We start from the raw sequence: 15,109 nt of genomic DNA, 5'->3' as shown, positions 1-15,109 counted from the left end.
ATTTGGCGACGCCCACGCACAGGTTGATGTCACCTCTCTGAAAATCAACGCGATCCCAAGTCAGATCCCATATCACCCCTGCTCGATCTGCAGTGGCGCATATGTAATGGATAACCGGCTCACAATATGAGGCGCAGAGGCACGCTTCATTAGCTTGGAGATTTCACTCCTTTCATTAACCGGATCAGGCGCGGGAAAGGCCCCCGTGGATCCCCCTCGCCTGCCCTCCCGGCGACGCCGCCATCTGCTGCATTGGGTCGCCAAGTGACCCTCATCGCGCAACCAGGCACAGACCACACGTAGACAGGCCGGACGCAAAAAGGCCAAACGCAAAAAAGGCGCCCCAAGATGGGACGCCCCGATGTTCAAAGCCGCAGACGCGACGGTCAGTGGGCGGTGGCGCCGCTCTTGTCGTCGCCTTTCAGCGCGGCCGCAGCAGCGGCGGCCTCTTCGGCCTCCTCGTCCCACTCGATCGGGTCCGGTGCGCGCACCAGAGCGATCTTCAGCACTTCGGACACGTTCTCGACAGGGATGATCTCCAGCCCTTCTTTCACGTTGTCCGGAATCTCCGGCAGGTCTTTTTCGTTCTCCTTGGGGATGAGAACGGTCTTGATCCCACCGCGCAGCGCCGCCAGAAGTTTTTCCTTCAGACCACCGATCGCCAGCGCATGGCCCCGCAGGGTGACCTCGCCTGTCATCGCGATATCCTTGCGCACCGGAATACCCGTCAGCACCGACACGATGGAGGTCACCATCGCCAGACCAGCCGAAGGGCCATCCTTGGGCGTGGCCCCTTCAGGCACGTGGACGTGGATGTCCCATTTGTCAAAGCGCGGCGGCTTGATGCCCAGACGCGGCGAGACGGAGCGCACGTAGGAGCTGGCCGCCTCGATCGATTCCTTCATCACATCACCCAGCTTGCCGGTGGTCTTCATCCGGCCCTTGCCCGGCAGGCGCAGCGCCTCGATGGACAGCAGCTCACCACCGACGGAGGTATAGGCCAACCCGGTCACAACACCGACCTGATCCTCCAGCTCCGCCAGACCGTAGCGATATTTCGCAACACCAAGGAAGTCATCCAGGTTATCCTTGGACACCGACACCGTTTCCGCCTGCTTCTTGACGATGGAGGTCAACGCCTTGCGGGCCACCTTGGCAATCTCGCGTTCGAGGTTCCGCACACCGGCCTCGCGGGTGTAGGTGCGAATGATCTCGGTCAACGCATCGTCCGACAGTTCGAATTCCTTGGCCTTGAGGCCGTGGTTCTTCACCTGTTTGGAGATCAGGTGCTGCTTGGCGATCTCGCGCTTTTCGTCCTCGGTGTAGCCCGACAGCGGGATGATCTCCATCCGGTCCAAGAGCGGCCCCGGCATGTTGTAGCTGTTCGAGGTGGTCAGGAACATCACGTTCGAGAGGTCATATTCGACCTCCAGATAGTGGTCCACGAAAGTGCCGTTCTGTTCCGGATCAAGCACTTCGAGCATCGCCGAGGCCGGATCACCACGGAAGTCCTGACCCATCTTGTCGATCTCATCCAAGAGAATCAGCGGGTTGGTGGTCTTGGCCTTCTTCAGCGCCTGGATGATCTTGCCCGGCATGGAGCCAATGTAGGTCCGGCGGTGACCGCGGATCTCGGACTCGTCGCGCACCCCACCCAGAGAAATCCGGATGAACTCACGGCCCGTCGCCTTGGCCACGGACTTGCCCAGCGAGGTCTTACCCACGCCCGGAGGGCCAACGAGGCAGAGGATCGGGCCCTTGAGCTTGGCCGAGCGCTGCTGCACCGCGAGATATTCGACGATACGCTCTTTAACCTTTTCAAGGCCATAGTGATCCTTGTCGAGGATGTCCTGCGCGCGGTTCAGATCCTTTTTGACGCGGGATTTTGTGCCCCACGGGATCGACAGCATCCAGTCGAGGTAGTTGCGCACGACGGTCGCTTCGGCCGACATCGGCGACATGTTCTTGAGCTTCTTCATCTCGGCATCGGCCTTTTCGCGGGCCTCTTTCGACAGTTTAGTCGCCTCGATCTTTTCTTCCAGCTCAACGATTTCGCCGGCGCCGTCCTCACCGTCGCCCAGTTCCTTCTGAATGGCCTTCATCTGCTCATTCAGGTAATATTCGCGCTGGGTCTTCTCCATCTGCGTCTTGACGCGGGTCTTGATCTTCTTCTCGACCTGCAGCACCGACAGTTCGGACTGCATCAGGGCATAGACCTTCTCCAACCGCTCGCTGACTGGCAGGGTTTCCAGCAGCTCCTGCTTGCGGTCCACCTCGATACCAAGGTGACCGGCAACCAGATCCGCCAGTTTCGCCGGTTCGGTGGTCTCGCCCACGGCAGTCAGCGCCTCTTCGGGGATGTTCTTGCGCACTTTGGCATAGCGCTCGAACTCATCGCCCACGGTCCGCAGCAGCGCCTCGGTGGTGGTCACATCGCCGGGCATCTCCGCCAGCGCCTCGGCACGTGCCTCGAAGAAGGTATCATTGTCCAGAAACTCGGTGATCTTCACACGCTGCTGCCCCTCGACCAGCACCTTCACGGTGCCATCGGGCAGTTTCAGCAGCTGCAGCACATTGGCCAGCACGCCGGTGCGATAGATACCATCCTGATCCGGATCGTCCTCGGAGGGGTCGATCTGGCTGGACAAGAGAATCTGCTTGTCATCGGACATCACCTCTTCGAGGGCGTGCACCGACTTCTCCCGACCCACGAACAGCGGCACGATCATGTGGGGGAAGACCACGATATCGCGCAGCGGCAGAACGGGGTAGGAGGAATTGAGAGGCTCTTGCATACTCGGTCCTTTTTTTTGGCAAGACGTCCAGGCCCCGTTTCATCGGCAACCGCGGTCGTCTCCTCACTCGGATTGTTTATTTGGTCAGGCTGATCGAGTTATTCAACCGCCGCGTCTCAAGCTTTGCCCTTTAGAATGCCCTGAGCATGACCTGACCACAAGGGCGCAAATGGTGAAACGGTGAGCAAAGCCCTAACGCCGCTCATCAATGCCGCTTGGCACATTCGAGACAGGCCTGGCTTGGATATTCCAGGCTTTTGGCGGGCGTTGTGCAGCAGGCGGATCCTCCCGCCTGCCACGTCTTGATACCCTGACGGAGGGGCAGAGTCTGGGCCTATTGCGCCGCCTGCAGCTCCAGTGTGGGATAGTCGGTGAACCCTTCGTCTCCACCGCCATAAAAACTCGCTTGATCGCCTTCCGCCAAGGGAGCGTCCGCCTTGAGGCGCGCCACCAGATCCGGGTTGGAGATGAAGGGGCGACCAAAGGCCACCAGATCCACCGCGCCGCTTTCGGTCCGGGCCAAAGCCGTTTCGCGGTCATAGCCGTTATTGGCCATGTAGGTCCCGGTGTAGAGCTGGCGAAGGGTTTCAAAATCCCCCTCGCGCGCGCCTCCGGTGTCGCCTTCGATCAGGTGCAGATAGGCCAGCCCGTAGGTGTTCAGCCGCTCGATCAACGGGGTGTAGTGGGCCACCGGGTCGCTGTCAGAGACATCGTTAAAGCTGGCAAAGGGTGAGAGACGCACGCCAATGCGCCCCGGCTCCCAGACGGTGGCCAATGCGTCCAAGACCTCAAACAGGAAACGCGCTCGATTTTCTGCCGATCCGCCATAAGCATCGGTGCGGGTGTTGACGCCATCCTTGAGGAATTGTTCCAGCAAATAGCCATTGGCGGCATGCAGCTCAACGCCGTCAAATCCAGCATCCTTGGCGTATTTCGCGGCCTGAACGTAGTCTTCGATCACGTGTTGGATGCCTGCAACGGTCAGCGCCTCGGGCGTCGCGGTCGGCTCAAACCCCGCATGGGTGAAGGTCTGAGCATCGGCCGCTTGATCGGTGGGCCCAACAGGCTTTACGTCCTCGGGCAGAAGCGAGTCATGGGTGATCCGCCCCACATGCCACAGCTGGATCACGATCTTGCCGCCCTTGGCATGCACCGCATCGGTGACCTTGCGCCATGCTGCAGCCTGCGCGGCGGTGTGGATGCCGGGGGTCTGGATATAGCCCTTGGCCTCGGCACTGATCTGACTGCCTTCGGTGATGATCAGACCGGCGCTGGCACGTTGGGCATAGTATTCGACGTGACGGTCGAGCACCTCTCCGGTGCTGTCGTCGGCACGGTTGCGCGTCAGCGGCGCCATCACCACGCGGTTGGTCAACTCAAGGGCACCGGCGGTGTTTGCGGCAAACAGTTTCTGGCTCACGGGGAGTATCCTTCGCTCAAAGCATCCAGCAACAGGAACGTTGCCCCACAAGAGCTGAGCATTCCACCTCTGCCTTTCAACCCTCCAGCAATGAGAATGTTTTGGGACCCCCAAAAACTCGCGTGATCGCACCCTTCGACCCGCAAACATGCAAGAAAATATATCACGATATCAAAATGTTAAAAGGCCACCTGAAAGGGCGGCCATTTGAAGTTCACAAAGAGGTGCGCGACTACCCACCCCTGCGGCGGGCCGGGTTCAAACCCGCTCGGGTCACAAGGGTTCGATATCGCCTTGTGCACGATTGTCGTGAAAATTCTTCTGCCAGGCCTCAAATGTGCCCGCTGCGATTGACTCGCGCATGCCTGCCATGATGTCCTGAAAGTAATGCAAATTGTGCCATGTCAGAAGCATACCGGAGATCATCTCGTTCGACCGGAACACGTGGTGCAGATAGGCGCGCGAATAATTGCTGCATGCCGGGCAGCTGCAGTTTTCATCCAGCGGACGCGGGTCGTCCTGATGGCGGGCGTTCTTGATGTTAACCACACCGTGCCGGGTGAAGGCTTGTCCGGTGCGCCCCGAACGCGAGGGCAGCACGCAGTCCATCATGTCGATGCCACGCGCCACCGCGCCCACGATGTCGTCGGGCTTGCCCACCCCCATCAGATAGCGCGGTTTGTCCTGGGGCAGCATGTCGGGCGCGTAGTCCAGACAGCCAAACATGGCCTCCTGGCCCTCGCCCACCGCGAGGCCGCCGACCGCGTAGCCGTCAAAGCCGACCTTGGTGAGCGCCTCGGCGCTTTCCTCGCGAAAATCCTTCTCCAGCCCGCCCTGCTGAATGCCAAACAGCGCATAGCCCGGACGATCCCCGAAGGCCTCGCGCGAGCGTTCCGCCCATCGCATCGACAGGCGCATGCTCTCGGCGATGCGATCCCGGTCGGCGGGCAGTGCGGGGCATTCGTCGAAACACATCACGATGTCAGAACCCAACAGCCGCTGGATCTCCATCGAGCGTTCCGGCGTCAGCTCATGCCGCGAGCCGTCGATGTGGCTCTTGAAGGTGACGCCCTTCTCGGTCAGCTTGCGCAACCCTGCCAGCGACATCACCTGAAAGCCACCGGAGTCCGTCAGGATCGGCCGGTCCCAGTTCATGAACTTGTGCAAACCACCCAAGCGGTCGATCCGCTCCGCAGTGGGGCGCAGCATCAGATGGTAGGTATTGCCCAAGAGGATATCGGCCCCGGTGGCACGTACGTTTTCGGGCATCATCGCCTTGACCGTGGCAGCGGTGCCGACCGGCATGAAGGCAGGCGTGCGGATGTCGCCGCGCGGTGTGTGGATTACACCTGTGCGGGCCTTGCCGTCCGTTGCTGTCATTTCAAAGTTGAAAAGCTCTGCCATCTCATGTTCCTGCGTCAGTCTGCACACCGCTCAGGCGGTGATTCCCCCCTAATGCCAAGGAGACGTCTCCATGTCCACAGATGACCCGAACCAGAATCTGCGTCTTGGGTGGGAGGAATGGGTCAGATTGCCGACGCTCGGCCTGCCCGCCCTGCGCGCCAAGATCGACACCGGCGCGCGGACCTCTGCCCTGCATGCCACCGATATCGAGACCTTCGGTCCACAGAATGCGCCCAAGGTGCGTTTTACCGTACATCCCATTCCGGGGCGCGATGACTTGCTCATTCCCTGCTCGGCCAGGATCAAGGATCGGCGCGAGGTGACCTCCTCCAACGGGGATCGCGAGCTGCGCTATGTGATCGAGACCGACCTTGAGATCGGCGGCGTGACCTGGCCGGTGGAGGTGACTTTGACCGACCGGCGCGGCATGGCGCTGCATATGCTGCTGGGCCGTCAGGCACTGACCGAGAACATCTCCATCGTGCCGTCCGAACGCTATTGTCAGCCGGAGCTGGACTACTCCGTCTATGCCACCCCGGCGATCCGCAAGAAGGCGCCCAACCGCGCCCTGCGCATCGCGGTGCTGAGCCGCGAGGACAATTATTCCACCCGCCGTCTGGTCGAAGAGGGCGAAAATCGGGGCCACTCTGTCGAGGTCATCGACACCACCCGCTGCTACATGTCGATCAACGCGCTGGCGCCCGAGATCCACTATGACGGCAAGCGCCTGCCACGCTATGACGCGGTGATCCCGCGCATCGGCGCGTCGGTCACCCAATATGGCACCGCGCTCTTGCGGCAGTTCGAGACCATTGGCACCTATTGCGTCAACGGCAGCGCCGGCATCACCGCCAGCCGCGACAAGCTGCACGCGCATCAGCTCTTGGCACGCCACAAGATCGGCATGCCGCCCACCGCCTTCGCCGCCTCGCCCAAGGACACCAACGCGCTGATCGACATCGTCGGCGGCGCCCCCCTGATCGTAAAGCTCTTGGAAAGCACCCAAGGCAAGGGCGTGGTGCTGGCGGAGACCAAGAAGGCCGCTGAATCCGTCATCACCGCCTTTCGCGGTCTCAAGGCAAACTTTCTAGTGCAGCAATTTGTGAAGGAGGCCGCCGGAGTCGACATCCGCTGTTTCGTGGTGGGCTCCAAGGTGGTGGCTGCGATGAAACGCTCCGGTGCCGAGGGCGATTTCCGCTCCAACCTGCATCTGGGCGGCAGCGCCGTGTCGGTCCGCATCACCAAGGAGGAACGCTCCACCGCGATCCGCGCTGCCAAGTGTTTCGGCCTCGGGGTGGCGGGCGTCGACCTGCTGCGCTCGGAAACCGGGCCCAAGGTGCTGGAGGTCAATTCCTCGCCCGGGCTGGAGGGGATCGAGAAAACCTCCAAGAAAGACATGGCCGCATTGATCCATGACGAGATCGAGGCCAACGTCCGCCCCACCCCGCTGCGCAGCCGCAAGGCGCTCGAGAACGCGGCCGAGTAATCGGGGGCACAGAGGGTCGCGCTTTCCCCTTGACCCGGCACCGGGCAAGGGGGACGTTGCCGCCCAACGCTGTTTTACATCCGGATTTTTCCCATGAACGAACAAGAGATCATCGACGCCCTCTCTGGCGGTCTGCTGTATATCCTCGGGGCCGTTTTCCTGATTATCGTGATCTTCAAAGGGGTGCGCATTGTGCCCCAGTCGGAGAAATTCGTGGTCGAACGCTTTGGTCGGCTCAAGGCGGTGCTGGGGCCGGGCATCAACTTCATCGTGCCCTTCCTCGACGTGGTGCGCCACAAGGTCTCCATCCTCGAACGTCAGCTGCCCAACGCCAGCCAGGATGCGATCACCCGCGACAACGTGCTGGTGGAGATCGACACCTCGGTGTTCTACCGCATCCTGGAGCCGGAAAAGACCGTCTACCGCATCCGTGATGTGGATGGGGCGATTTCCACCACCGTGGCGGGCATCGTGCGCGCCGAGATCGGCAAGATGGATCTGGACGAGGTGCAATCCAACCGCTCGCAGCTGATCGGCGAGATCAAGCGCAGCGTCGAAAGCGCCGTGGATGACTGGGGCATCGAAGTAACCCGCGCCGAAATCCTCGATGTGAACCTCGATCAAGCCACCCGCGATGCGATGCTGCAGCAGCTCAACGCCGAACGCGCCCGCCGCGCCCATGTGACAGAGGCCGAGGGCAAGAAACGGGCGGTGGAACTCTCTGCTGATGCAGAGCTTTATGCCGCAGAACAGACCGCCAAGGCGCGTCGCATTCAGGCCGAGGCCGAGGCCTTTGCCACCGAGGTCGTGGCCAAGGCGATCGCCGAAAACGGCCTTGCCGCCGCGCAGTATCAGGTGGCGCTGAAACAGGTCGAGGCGTTGAATGCGCTTGGCAATGGTGACGGCAAGCAAACCATCATCGTGCCCGCCCAGGCGATCGAGGCCTTTGGCAACGCCTTCAACATGCTGAAGGGCAAGTAATGGGCGCGCTCTGGTCACTGTGGTGGATCTGGGGCGCGCTGGCGCTGGTGCTGGGCATTGCCGAGATCCTGCTGCCGGGGTTCATCTTCCTCGGCTTCGCCATCGGCGCGGTCTGCGTGGCCGTGCTTTTGCTGATGTCACTGAACGTGTCGCTGCCGCTGCTGTTGCTGGTCTTCGCTGCCCTGTCTCTGGTGGCGTGGCTGATGCTGAGGCGCCTGTTCGCCCTGCCCAAAGGCCAAGTGAAGACCTTTGACACGGATATCAACGACTGAGCGCGGCCCCTCAGTCTGTTTCGGGCCAGAACACGGAGGTCGCGTGCGTTCGGGCACTGGACCTCCGTGCCTTCATTTCCTATATAAACAGTCAGAAACCTGATCGAGAGTCCTGAATGACCGACGCATCCGAACCGCTTGAGGGCACGCCACTTATTGCGCCCTCCTCCGTGTCCCATCCGCTCTACGAGCCGGTGGTCGAAGCCTGCCGCACCGTGTATGACCCGGAAATCCCGGTCAATATCTACGAGCTTGGCCTGATCTACACCGTTGAAATTTCGGAAGAAAACGACGTGAAGATCATCATGACCCTGACCGCGCCCGGCTGCCCCGTGGCCGGTGAGATGCCCGGCTGGATCGTCGATGCGATCTCGCCCGTGGCCGGCGTCAAGAGCGTTGATGTGGAAATGACCTGGGAGCCGCCCTGGGGCATGGACATGATGTCCGATGAGGCCCGGCTGGAGCTGGGCTTCATGTGATCGAAACCCTGTGGTCGCAATATCGTGATCACAGGCCCCCGTTCTCCTTCATGGATGAGACGCCCCTTGATGAGAGGCGCTGCGCCACCTAGGTTACAGGGTAACACAAACGGAGCCTTTTCATGTTCGGTATCCCCGGCAAACAAGCTGTCACCATCACCCCCCGCGCCTCTGCGCAGATCTCCAAGCTGATGGCGAGCGCAGGCCACGCGGGTCTGCGTATCGGCGTCAAGAAGGGCGGCTGCGCGGGCATGGAATATACCATGGAATATGTCGACCAGCCCGACCCCAACGACGAGGTGGTAGAGCAGGATGGCGCCAAGGTACTGATCGCGCCGATGGCGCAGATGTTCCTCTTCGGCACCGAGATCGACTATGAAACCTCGCTGCTGGAATCGAGCTTCAAGTTCAACAACCCCAATGTCGCCGATGCCTGTGGCTGCGGCGAGTCGATCAGCTTCAAGGTGGGCGGGGAGTAACCTCCTCCCCTTGTTCGGATAAGACAGGGCCGCCGCGTGCTGCCGCAAACAGGGTGGCCGCGCGCCGCCCTTTTTTGTGGCCCCGCGCGCGTCGCGATTGCCCGCTCCCGCGCCCGGTGCTACCACCAATATCAATTCAGACACAGAAAACCAATGAAAGGGGGCGACATGGCGCGCAAACTTGCAGCAGGCAATTGGAAGATGAATGGCACCGGCGACAGCCTGATGGAGCTGGAGGCCCTGGCTACGGGCGATCTGCCACAGGGCGTCGAAGTGCTGATCTGCCCGCCCGCGCCGCTGATTTCGCGCGCGGCCGAGATTGCTGGCGGCATCCGCATCGGCGGGCAAGACTGCCACGCCGAGGCCTCCGGCGCGCATACCGGCGACACCAGCGCGATGATGCTGAAGGATGCGGGCGCCAGCTACGTGATCCTCGGCCACTCCGAACGCCGCAGCGATCATGGCGAGAGCGACGAGGTGGTGCGCGCCAAGACCGAGGCCGCCTATGCAGCAGATCTGATCGCCGTGGTTTGCGTCGGCGAAACGCTGGAGGACCGCGAGGCGGGCTCCACCCTGCAGGTGGTCTGCATGCAGCTTGCGGGCTCCCTGCCCGACAGCGTCACCGCCGACAACACCGTGGTGGCCTATGAGCCGGTCTGGGCGATCGGTACCGGCAAGGTGCCGACGCTGGAGCAGATCGCCGAGGTGCACGCCGCCCTGCGCGATGCGCTGACCCAGCGCTACGGCGACGCGGGCGACAATATTCCGCTGCTCTATGGTGGGTCGGTCAAGCCCGGCAATGCGGCCGATATCTTTGCCACCGCCAATGTGGACGGCGCATTGGTGGGCGGCGCGAGCCTGAAGTCGGCTGATTTTGGCCCCATCATCGCCGCACTGGCCGCCAGTTGAGGAACGCGCCTAGCGGCGCGGCCTCCGGCGGGGATATTTGAGAAGAAGATGAAGGGGGCGCGCGCCCCCTTTTTTACCTTGGATATCTTGCCGGGGTGCATGCTTGCCGCAGCGCACTCAAGACCACGCTACCCGAAAAAGAAGGCGCCCGAGGAGAGATCTCCCCGGGCGCCTTTTTTGCTAGCCAGATCATAGTGACGCGATGTCGGGCTATTTTGTTATGATCTCTGGTCCCATGATCATATTCGGCAGGAAGGTGGATATCGCCGGAATATAGGTCACCATGATCAGGAACACGAAGAGCACGGCAAGGAACGGCAGGGCTGCGCGCACCACGGCCATCATCGGCATGCCCGCCACGCCGGAGGTCACAAAGAGGTTGAGACCCACGGGCGGCGTGATCATCCCGATTTCCATGTTCACCACCATGATGATGCCCAGATGGATCGGGTCGATGCCCAGTTCGATGGCGATCGGGAACACCAGCGGCGCGACGATCACCAGAAGACCCGAGGGCTCCATGAACTGACCACCGATCAGCAGGATCACGTTCACCACGATCAGGAACATCACCGGACCGAAGCCCGCGGACAGCATCGCATTGGCGATATGCTGCGGCACCTGCTCGTCGGTCAGAACATGTTTCAGGATCAGCGCGTTGGCGATCACGAAGAGCAGTGTCACGGTCAGCTTGCCCGCCTCAAACAGCGTGTGCTTGGTGTCCGGGTGGACAAAGGCCGTGATCAGCGCCTGCGGCATCTTCAGGAGCGATGTTTTGGGCTGGCCTTCGCCATTGGAGAGCGGCCCCATGTCCTTGTAGACAAAGCAGGCGATCAGGAACGCGTAGACCGCTGCAACCGCTGCCGCTTCTGTCGGAGTGAAGATACCGCCGTAGATACCGCCCAGAATGATGACGATCAGGAACAGGCCCCAGCCCGCATCCCGCGCGGATTGAAACACCTCGCCCCAGCCATTCCAGTCGCCTTTGGGCAGGTTCTTGACCTTGGCCATCACGTAGATGGTCACCATCAGCATGATACCCGCCATCAGGCCCGGGATCACGCCGGCCAGGAACATCCGCCCCACCGAGACCTCGACCGCTGCCGCATAGACCACCATCACGATGGAGGGCGGGATCAGAATGCCGAGCGTCCCGGCGTTACAGATCACACCGGCGGCGAATTCCTTGGAATAGCCCACCTGGCGCATGCCTGCGATCACGATCGAGCCGATCGCCACAACCGTGGCCGGAGAGGAGCCAGACAGCGCCGCGAACAACATGCAGGCAAACACGCCCGCAATGGCCAGACCACCCGGCAGGTGACCGACGCAGGCGATGGAGAAGCGGATGATCCGCCGCGCCACGCCGCCCGTGGTCATGAAGCTGGAGGCCAGAATGAAGAACGGGATCGCCAGCAGGGTGAAATGACCCTCAAAGGCCTGGAACAACGTCCCCGCCACCGAGGCCAGCGAGCTGTCGGAATAGATCAGCAGGAACAGCGTGGAGGACAGGCCGAGCGATACCGCGATCGGCACGCCGATCAGCAACAGGCTGATGACCAGCGTAAAAAGAAGGACAACTTCCATCAGTCATGCTCTCCCTGTTGAGCGCGAACTGCTTCGAGTTCGTCTTCGACTTCGTGACTTGCGACCAGACGATCCGCCTGCCCGCGCAGGATCTGCAGCGCCGCCTGTACAAAGCGCAGCACCAGCAGGAGCATCGACAGCGGCAACACCAGATAGGGAACCACCTTGGGCAGTTTCTCGTAGGAGTCGCCGTAGTTGATCATATCCTCCAGAAAGCGCAGAAACCCGAGCATCGGCACATCCTGCACCTCGTAAAAGCTCTGACTGCGCGCGGAGGTATCAAACCCGGTGGGGAACCAACGGCCCGAGGTGGGCGGCAGATCCGCAAACACGGCCCAGTAGTCATAGGCGCCCTTCAGCATCAGTAGCGAGAAGGCGATACAGACCGCCGCAGCGATCAGGCCCACGATGCGACGTGCGCCCGCGGGCAGCATGTTGACGATGGCATCGACCCCCAGATGCGCATGCACCTTGACCGCGTAGGAGGCGCCCAAAAGCACCAGCCAGGCAAAGAGGAACACCGTGACTTCCAGTGCCCAGAGGATGTTTGAATTGAAGACGTAGCGCGCGACCACATTGGAAAATGTGATGATCGTCATGCCGCCGAGCAGGGCGGCGATCAGCGTTTCTTCAAGTGAATGAATGAACCCGGACGGGCCGGAACGTGCCCCCGACATTGTTGTCTCCCCAATTTTCCGGAAAAGAAGCTGCGGCTGGATGATCTCCGCCGCGGAGGTGACGGAGCGCATGTATCACGCGCTCCGAACAGATTTTGTGCGAGGTCCCAGTCGGGATCAGAGGCCGGCGTTGATGGCCTGTGCGGCGTCGATCATGTCCTGACCAACGTCACCGGAGAACTGTTCCCAGACCGGCTTCATCACATCGACCCAGGCCTGACGCTGCTCGCCTGACAGCTGGCGCACCTCGCCCCCTGCTGCAACGATGGCCTCTTTGGCTTCGTTGTTGACGCGGGTGGACTCTGCGTTCCGGGTTGCGGTGACTTCATTCATGATGGTCATGAACTGATCACGCACTTCCGGATCGAGGCTGTCGAGCCAGTCAACCGAAGCCACAACCAGATAGTCGAGCACACCGTGGTTGGTTTCGGTGATGCCGTCCTGCACCTCGAAGAACTTCTTGCCGTAGATGTTGGACCAGGTGTTTTCCTGACCGTCCACAACACCCTGCTGCAGCGCGCCGTAAACCTCGGAGAAGGCCATTTTCTGCGGGCTGCCGCCGATCGCTTCCATCTGGGCGACCAGCACGTCGGAGGACTGCACGCGGAACTTCAGACCATCGGCATCGGAGGGCTCCAGCAGCGGCTTGTTGGCCGACATCTGCTTCATGCCATTGTGCCAGTAGCCAAGACCCTGCAGGCCACGGCGCTGCATGCTGTCGAGCATCGCCTGACCGTTGTCAGAGGCCTGGAACGCATCCACGGCATCGATGTTCTTGAACATGAACGGCAGGTCGAAGAGGCGGAACTGTTTGGTGAACTTCTCGAATTTCGACAGGGAGGGCGCGGCCAGTTGCACGTCGCCCTGCAGCATCGCCTCAAGCACCTTATTGTCGTCATAAAGCGTGGAGTTCGGATAGACGACGATGCACATGGTGCCGTCCATCTCTTCGTTCACCCGCTTCTCCAGCAAAGACGCCGCGATCCCCTTGGGGTGTTTGTCGGTGTTGGTCACATGGCTGAACTTGACGACGATTTCGCCATCGTCGCAGGCATCCGCCTGAGCAACGCCAGCGGTTACGGTCAGCGCCATTGCGGTGGCGGCAGCAGTCAGAAACTTCATGGTGATCCTCCCTAAGAATCAATTTTCTTCCTCTGACTCCGAACAAGCGTCCAGAGCTTGATCGCTAGAATTGGCAAAGGCGGGGATCCGCTCAAGCAAGCATTGAAAAAACCTCCGTAATTCAGTCTTTTTCTTTTATTTTCTGATGCTTGAGAATCTTTTCAGAAGGCAACTCACGACTACGGCACCGTCGTTGTGCGAGATTTCGCACAACGAGAGTCGCGCCTTGTGCGAAAAACCGCACACCCGTTAGCGCCGGTAGTCTTCGGGCCGAATCCCGTAGCGGGCCAGTTTGTCGTAGAAGGTCTTGCGCGGCAGCTTCAGCGCCTCGGCGGCGGCAGAGGCCTTGCCGTTCTGCCGCCCCAGTGCGGCAATCAGCAGCGAGCGTTCGACCTGTGCCATCTGTTCCGCCAGCCCGAGGTCAGCGGCCTTGGAGACCTCCTCCGGCATGCCAAGGACAAAGCGCATGGCCGCAGACATCAGCGAGCGCGCGTTGCCCGGCCAGTCCATTGCCATGAGGCTGGCCAGCGTGTCCGGGTTGATCTCAGGCGTATCAATGCCGGCCTGTTCTGCGGCCTGCGCGACGTAGTGACGAAACAGCACCGGAATATCGTCGCGTCGCTCCACCAGAGCCGGGATGCGCACACGCATCACATCGAGCCGGTAGTACAGATCCGCGTTGAACGCGCCCGCAGCCACACGCTCGGCCAGATCCGAGGAGGACCCGCCGATAATGCGCGTCTCGGCGCCCTGTTCCAGCCGCTCCAGCACCGCAAACTGCGTCGCGTCCGGCATGGCGGAGAGCTCGTCAAGAAACAGTGACCCGCCCTCGGCGCTGCGGCAAAGCTCCTCGAACAGCTCTGGCGTCAGCCCGGCGGCGGGGCGTTTAACAAAGGCCCCCTGCCCCCGGCGTGACATCAGATGCACCACTTCGGCGACCTTGGGAATGCCGCTGCCCGGTGGGCCCGACACCAGCACCTCCGCCTCTGTCGGGGCCACCGACCGTATGCGGGCGCGCAACTCCTGTGCCTGTGGCGAGGAGCCGATCAACATGCGCGCGGCCGGATCGCCGCTTTCAAGCTGAGTTTGCAGGCGCCGGTTCTCCAGCACCAGCGCGCGGGTCTTCAATGCGCGTTCCAGCACCGCCAGCAGCGTTGCCGCGTCGCAGGGTTTTTCAAGGAAATCAAATGCCCCTTCGGACATCGCCTTGACCGCCATGGGAATGTCGCCCTCGCCGGTCAGCAGCACCACCGGCAGCTCTGCGTCCATCGTCTGCGCAAAGTCCAGCAGATGAAACCCGTCGCGCCCCGGCATCCGCATGTCCGACAGGATGACCCCTTCGAACCCGGGCGTGATGTGGTCCTTTGCCGCCACAAAAGACCCCGCCGTCACCGCATCCAGATCGCTCAGTTCCAGTGTCTGCGCCAGTGCCTCGCGCACCGCAGCGTCATCATCGACCAGCAAGACCTTGCGTGTCACGGGTCGGGCATGGGGGCGC

Annotated in this window: 13 protein-coding genes; 6 read left to right on the top strand and 7 right to left on the bottom strand. The window is 61.5% G+C overall.

From position 1 onward, the window contains the following. Positions 1 to 386 precede the first annotated feature (386 nt). The 3 genes from lon to tgt all read right to left on the bottom strand — a co-directional run bounded on the left by lon (position 387) and on the right by tgt (position 5,619). Entirely contained in the window at positions 387 to 2,795 is a 2,409-nt protein-coding gene (lon, locus tag R1T40_RS03005; RefSeq protein WP_106163461.1) for an endopeptidase La, read from the bottom strand. A gap of 334 nt (positions 2,796 to 3,129) precedes the next feature. Then, positions 3,130 to 4,215 carry an alkene reductase gene (locus R1T40_RS03000; protein ID WP_317385810.1) on the bottom strand — a complete coding sequence of 362 codons (1,086 nt, stop codon included), beginning with the start codon at positions 4,213 to 4,215 and terminating at the stop codon, positions 3,130 to 3,132. 273 nt (positions 4,216 to 4,488) lie between these two features. Beyond that, the gene (tgt, locus tag R1T40_RS02995) at positions 4,489 to 5,619 is read right to left on the bottom strand and encodes a tRNA guanosine(34) transglycosylase Tgt (protein ID WP_317385809.1); all 1,131 of its coding nucleotides are present in this window, start codon (positions 5,617 to 5,619) and stop codon (positions 4,489 to 4,491) included. A 70-nt stretch (positions 5,620 to 5,689) separates the two neighbouring features. Between tgt and rimK the strand changes: the two genes are divergently transcribed. The 6 genes from rimK (at position 5,690) to tpiA (ending at position 10,225) form a co-directional block, all read left to right on the top strand. Continuing rightward, a complete protein-coding gene (rimK, locus tag R1T40_RS02990; protein WP_106163458.1) occupies positions 5,690 to 7,105 on the top strand; it encodes a 30S ribosomal protein S6--L-glutamate ligase in 1,416 nt (471 codons plus the stop codon). A 93-nt stretch (positions 7,106 to 7,198) separates the two neighbouring features. Then, complete coding sequence (locus R1T40_RS02985; protein ID WP_106163457.1) at positions 7,199 to 8,086, top strand: SPFH domain-containing protein; 888 nt, start codon at positions 7,199 to 7,201, stop codon at positions 8,084 to 8,086. Next, a complete protein-coding gene (locus R1T40_RS02980; RefSeq protein ID WP_106163456.1) occupies positions 8,086 to 8,358 on the top strand; it encodes an NfeD family protein in 273 nt (90 codons plus the stop codon). Before R1T40_RS02985 ends, R1T40_RS02980 begins: the two co-directional genes overlap by 1 nt. Positions 8,359 to 8,474: 116 nt before the next feature. Further along, on the top strand, positions 8,475 to 8,837 hold the full coding sequence (locus tag R1T40_RS02975) for an SUF system Fe-S cluster assembly protein (RefSeq protein WP_106163455.1): 363 nt from the start codon (positions 8,475 to 8,477) through the stop codon (positions 8,835 to 8,837). A 122-nt stretch (positions 8,838 to 8,959) separates the two neighbouring features. Then, the gene (locus tag R1T40_RS02970) at positions 8,960 to 9,316 is read left to right on the top strand and encodes a HesB/IscA family protein (protein WP_106163454.1); all 357 of its coding nucleotides are present in this window, start codon (positions 8,960 to 8,962) and stop codon (positions 9,314 to 9,316) included. 168 nt (positions 9,317 to 9,484) lie between these two features. After that, positions 9,485 to 10,225 carry a triose-phosphate isomerase gene (tpiA, locus tag R1T40_RS02965; RefSeq protein WP_317385808.1) on the top strand — a complete coding sequence of 247 codons (741 nt, stop codon included), beginning with the start codon at positions 9,485 to 9,487 and terminating at the stop codon, positions 10,223 to 10,225. 210 nt (positions 10,226 to 10,435) lie between these two features. Here the strand turns inward: tpiA and R1T40_RS02960 are convergent, their stop codons facing one another. From R1T40_RS02960 to R1T40_RS02945, 4 genes are all read right to left on the bottom strand, one after another. Continuing rightward, positions 10,436 to 11,812, bottom strand: a complete 1,377-nt coding sequence (locus tag R1T40_RS02960; RefSeq protein ID WP_106163452.1) for a TRAP transporter large permease — start codon at positions 11,810 to 11,812, stop codon at positions 10,436 to 10,438. Further along, on the bottom strand, positions 11,812 to 12,489 hold the full coding sequence (locus R1T40_RS02955) for a TRAP transporter small permease (RefSeq protein ID WP_106163488.1): 678 nt from the start codon (positions 12,487 to 12,489) through the stop codon (positions 11,812 to 11,814). Before R1T40_RS02955 ends, R1T40_RS02960 begins: the two co-directional genes overlap by 1 nt. Positions 12,490 to 12,606: 117 nt before the next feature. Continuing rightward, positions 12,607 to 13,611 carry a DctP family TRAP transporter solute-binding subunit gene (locus R1T40_RS02950; protein ID WP_106163451.1) on the bottom strand — a complete coding sequence of 335 codons (1,005 nt, stop codon included), beginning with the start codon at positions 13,609 to 13,611 and terminating at the stop codon, positions 12,607 to 12,609. 249 nt (positions 13,612 to 13,860) lie between these two features. Next, positions 13,861 to 15,090 carry a sigma-54-dependent transcriptional regulator gene (locus R1T40_RS02945; RefSeq protein WP_317386936.1) on the bottom strand — a complete coding sequence of 410 codons (1,230 nt, stop codon included), beginning with the start codon at positions 15,088 to 15,090 and terminating at the stop codon, positions 13,861 to 13,863. Between the last annotated feature and the right edge of the window lie 19 nt (positions 15,091 to 15,109).

The organism is Tritonibacter scottomollicae (assembly GCF_032924845.1).
Taxonomy (GTDB): Bacteria; Pseudomonadota; Alphaproteobacteria; order Rhodobacterales; family Rhodobacteraceae; genus Epibacterium; species Epibacterium scottomollicae.
This window is presented reverse-complemented; position numbering and strand designations above follow the sequence as displayed.

What these genes read in the sequence shown, in the direction of transcription:
- rimK (WP_106163458.1), top strand. Translation starts at nt 5,690, where the DNA reads ATGTCCACAGATGACCCGAACCAGAATCTGCGTCTTGGGTGGGAGGAA.
- R1T40_RS02985 (WP_106163457.1), top strand. Translation starts at nt 7,199, where the DNA reads ATGAACGAACAAGAGATCATCGACGCCCTCTCTGGCGGTCTGCTGTAT.
- R1T40_RS02970 (WP_106163454.1), top strand. Translation starts at nt 8,960, where the DNA reads ATGTTCGGTATCCCCGGCAAACAAGCTGTCACCATCACCCCCCGCGCC.
- tpiA (WP_317385808.1), top strand. Translation starts at nt 9,485, where the DNA reads ATGGCGCGCAAACTTGCAGCAGGCAATTGGAAGATGAATGGCACCGGC.
- R1T40_RS02975 (WP_106163455.1), top strand. Translation starts at nt 8,475, where the DNA reads ATGACCGACGCATCCGAACCGCTTGAGGGCACGCCACTTATTGCGCCC.
- R1T40_RS02950 (WP_106163451.1), bottom strand. Translation starts at nt 13,611, where the DNA reads ATGAAGTTTCTGACTGCTGCCGCCACCGCAATGGCGCTGACCGTAACC.
- R1T40_RS02980 (WP_106163456.1), top strand. Translation starts at nt 8,086, where the DNA reads ATGGGCGCGCTCTGGTCACTGTGGTGGATCTGGGGCGCGCTGGCGCTG.
- R1T40_RS02955 (WP_106163488.1), bottom strand. Translation starts at nt 12,489, where the DNA reads ATGTCGGGGGCACGTTCCGGCCCGTCCGGGTTCATTCATTCACTTGAA.
- R1T40_RS02960 (WP_106163452.1), bottom strand. Translation starts at nt 11,812, where the DNA reads ATGGAAGTTGTCCTTCTTTTTACGCTGGTCATCAGCCTGTTGCTGATC.
- lon (WP_106163461.1), bottom strand. Translation starts at nt 2,795, where the DNA reads ATGCAAGAGCCTCTCAATTCCTCCTACCCCGTTCTGCCGCTGCGCGAT.
- tgt (WP_317385809.1), bottom strand. Translation starts at nt 5,619, where the DNA reads ATGGCAGAGCTTTTCAACTTTGAAATGACAGCAACGGACGGCAAGGCC.